Below are 3,139 nucleotides of genomic sequence, written 5' to 3' on the forward strand. Positions count from 1 at the left end.
AAACACAAGTATGGCCTGATGAATCTCGCCCAACTGCATTCGAATTCAAATCTACTTATTCTTGCTAATCTTCAGCACAGAGCATTTGCTCTGTGCCTTTTCTTTCTAAATACTACAATCAAAATTATAAAATAAAAATAGTGTCCCCACAACATACCAAGAATAAGGTCGCTTGCCGTAGGGCAAAAGCGTACCGATAGCGTTTTGTTGTGAGGGCGATTTTCTTTTCAGAGAAACATTTTGCTTTGCAAAAGCGCTATGCTTGTTTTGCTACTTTTCTTGTAAAAAAAGAAAAGTAGTTAGTAGAAGTTATGGAAGTTTTGGTCCCGCAGCAGAGTAATCAAACTCACTCTGTCCATCGGTATATTTTTGGAAGTTTTTGATGAAAAGAGCCGCTAAATTATCACGCTGAACGAGATACGCATCGCGGTCTGCCCATGCATTACGAGGGTTAAGGATTACTGGATCGATAGAACCAAGTGTTTTAGGGATATGGAAACCGAAGGTGTTGGTAGTATCGAATTCACTTTCATTGATAGTACCGTCTAAAATAGCATTAATGCACGCACGGGTATCTTTAATGCTCATTCGCTTACCGACACCATATCCACCACCCGTCCATCCGGTATTGACCAGATAAACGTTTACGCGATGTTCATCGATTTTTTCACCGAGAAGTTTCGCATAGACGGTTGGATGCAAAGGCAAAAATGCTTCACCGAAACATGAACTAAAGGTTGCAACCGGCTCGGTGATTCCCCGCTCTGTACCCGCAACTTTTGCCGTATATCCGCTGAGGAAGTAGTACATTGCTTGTTCTTTAGTAAGACGGCTGACCGGAGGCAATACTCCGAACGCATCGGCAGAGAGGAAAATGATGTTTTTTGGATGTGCTGCCATGAGTGAGGGCTGGTGATTGTCGATATGTTCGATCGGGTACGATACGCGGGTATTTTCTGTTTTAGAACCATCGGTATAATCAACGATACCATCTTCATCGTAAACGACGTTCTCTAACAGTGCATTAGGGCGGATAGCGCTGTGAATCTCAGGTTCGCTAGATGGGTCGAGATTGATCACTTTTGCGTAGCATCCCCCCTCGAAGTTGAAAACACCCTCATCATCCCAACCATGCTCATCATCACCTATGAGTGCCCGTTTAGGGTCAGTGGATAGGGTGGTTTTACCCGTACCGCTGAGTCCGAAGAAGAGGCAGGTATCACCCGCAGCTCCAACATTCGCAGAGCAGTGCATAGATAGTTTCCCCTCTAATGGAAGCCAGTAGTTCATCATTGAAAAAATACCTTTTTTCATCTCACCGCCGTACCATGTTCCACCGATAATACAGAGATTCTCTTCGACGCTAAAGAGAACGAACACTTCGGAGTTCAAACCGTGATTTGCCCATTTTTCATTTACCGCTTTACATGCGTTTAGTACAGTAAAAGAGGGTTTGAAAGTTTCGAGTTCCGTTTTGCTTGGGCGGATAAACATATTTTTGACAAAATGAGATTGCCATGCGATTTCAGAAACAAATCGGACGGAACGCTTACTCGAAGCACTTGATCCGCAATAAACGTCGGTGATGTAGAGATCTTTTTCTGAGAGCTGTTCGCGGGCTACGACGAGGAGTTCATCAAAAACCGATTTATCGATTTTTTTGTTCACATCACCCCACGCGATGTATTGGTTAGAGGGGTCAGAATCGACAAAATATTTATCTTTTGGGCTTCGACCGGTAAAAATACCGGTATCGACCATCGTTGCACCACTGCTTGCAAGGCGGCATTCACCGTTATCCAGTTCATGCTTCATCAGCTCATCGTAATCAAGGTTATGGAAAATCTTTCCACTATTTTTTATGCCTAACGTCTCAATCTCTGCGGAAATCATGGTGTTCTTTTACCTTTTAGGGTTCATCTATATACTGTATAGAGATGAAGATTTGAAGTTTTCACTTCATTTATGGTGCGAATTATACGCCTCCAATTTATAAACGAGAATTAAAGTGGAGGATTATTTGAATTGAGATGCTAATTCACTCAAAACTTTGGATGCCGATGTTTCGATTCCATTGTACTTTTGGAGCTTTACACCTACATTGCTCATACTTTTTGCGGTGTTCTTACATGCCATTTTGACGACGAGATAATCGCAATCCTCAATTGTACCCGCCATCGTATCATGTGCCTTGATATGTTCTACATCGCCCTCATCGTGGTCGCAAGTGTGGTGCTCATCATGATCATGATGATCTTCTCCTACTACTACTTTTGGATTAGCGCGCAATCCTTCTAATGCAAACGTTTTAAACATCCCTCCATTGAGGTTAAATATTGCAAAATAAGGGGTATGTCCCGCATTCCCCGCCATTCTCAAACTATCATCGACTACCGGTACAGCGATTTTCATCATATCTCCTTGATTTTGTAAAAATTATGCCATATTCTTCTTTAACACCTCATGTATAATATTTTTGTCGATTTTTGTTGTATTTAATCAAACTATAAGATAAAGCAACTCATAATGACAATAGGGTTACGAGTGTAATCACTACTAATACTTCATAAGGAGAAAACCATGAAACGTTCAGGTTTTACTATGATCGAATTAATCTTCGTTATCGTTATTCTAGGTATTTTGGCGGCTGTTGCTATTCCAAAATTGGCAGCAACCCGTGATGATGCAAAAATCTCAAAAGGTGCTACGGAAGTTTCCACGTTTATCCAAGATCTGGGTTCACAGTACACTGCACAAGGTGAGTGGAATACAACTGCAATGGATAAAATGACTAACGTCAAAACTAGCCTTGCTGCAAATGCCACATATACATATGGTACAGTAGCTTATATTGTCGTTGATAACGTGAACTGTTTTGATTTCAATGCTTCAAGTGACGGTAACATTACGTTGACGCCAAATACAACTGGTGCGACAAATACTGTTTGTGCAGGAGTACAGCAAGCTGCTGCTACAAATAATATCGCAATAACGGGTGGAAAAACTCATATTTTTGGTGGGAAAAAGATCACTTATTAAGTAATTTTTTAGACATCTTTCGTTCCCACTCTCCTGAGTGGGAATGTAAAATTGAATTGATTTATGTGATTGATTTTCAATCGTAAAACTCAGAACAATT

The 3,139-nt window shown here is 41.0% G+C and carries 3 protein-coding genes; 1 reads left to right on the top strand and 2 read right to left on the bottom strand.

Going from position 1 to position 3,139, the window contains the following annotated elements; all coding sequences use genetic code 11:
* Positions 1 to 309: 309 nt before the first annotated feature.
* Together pckA and JZU62_RS08460 are read right to left on the bottom strand one after the other, a co-directional pair.
* The gene (pckA, locus tag JZU62_RS08455) at positions 310 to 1,893 is read right to left on the bottom strand and encodes a phosphoenolpyruvate carboxykinase (ATP) (RefSeq protein ID WP_295013799.1); all 1,584 of its coding nucleotides are present in this window, start codon (positions 1,891 to 1,893) and stop codon (positions 310 to 312) included.
* Between the two features lie 123 nt (positions 1,894 to 2,016).
* A complete protein-coding gene (locus JZU62_RS08460; protein WP_295013801.1) occupies positions 2,017 to 2,412 on the bottom strand; it encodes a hypothetical protein in 396 nt (131 codons plus the stop codon).
* Positions 2,413 to 2,580: 168 nt separating this feature from the next.
* On the opposite strand from JZU62_RS08460, the gene JZU62_RS08465 reads away from it, so the two are divergent.
* Complete coding sequence (locus tag JZU62_RS08465; RefSeq protein ID WP_295013803.1) at positions 2,581 to 3,039, top strand: prepilin-type N-terminal cleavage/methylation domain-containing protein; 459 nt, start codon at positions 2,581 to 2,583, stop codon at positions 3,037 to 3,039.
* Positions 3,040 to 3,139 lie beyond the last annotated feature (100 nt).

This window comes from Sulfuricurvum sp., assembly GCF_019163035.1.
GTDB lineage: Bacteria > Campylobacterota > Campylobacteria > Campylobacterales > Sulfurimonadaceae > Sulfuricurvum.

What these genes read in the sequence shown, in the direction of transcription:
- pckA (WP_295013799.1), bottom strand. Translation starts at nt 1,893, where the DNA reads ATGATTTCCGCAGAGATTGAGACGTTAGGCATAAAAAATAGTGGAAAG.
- JZU62_RS08460 (WP_295013801.1), bottom strand. Translation starts at nt 2,412, where the DNA reads ATGAAAATCGCTGTACCGGTAGTCGATGATAGTTTGAGAATGGCGGGG.
- JZU62_RS08465 (WP_295013803.1), top strand. Translation starts at nt 2,581, where the DNA reads ATGAAACGTTCAGGTTTTACTATGATCGAATTAATCTTCGTTATCGTT.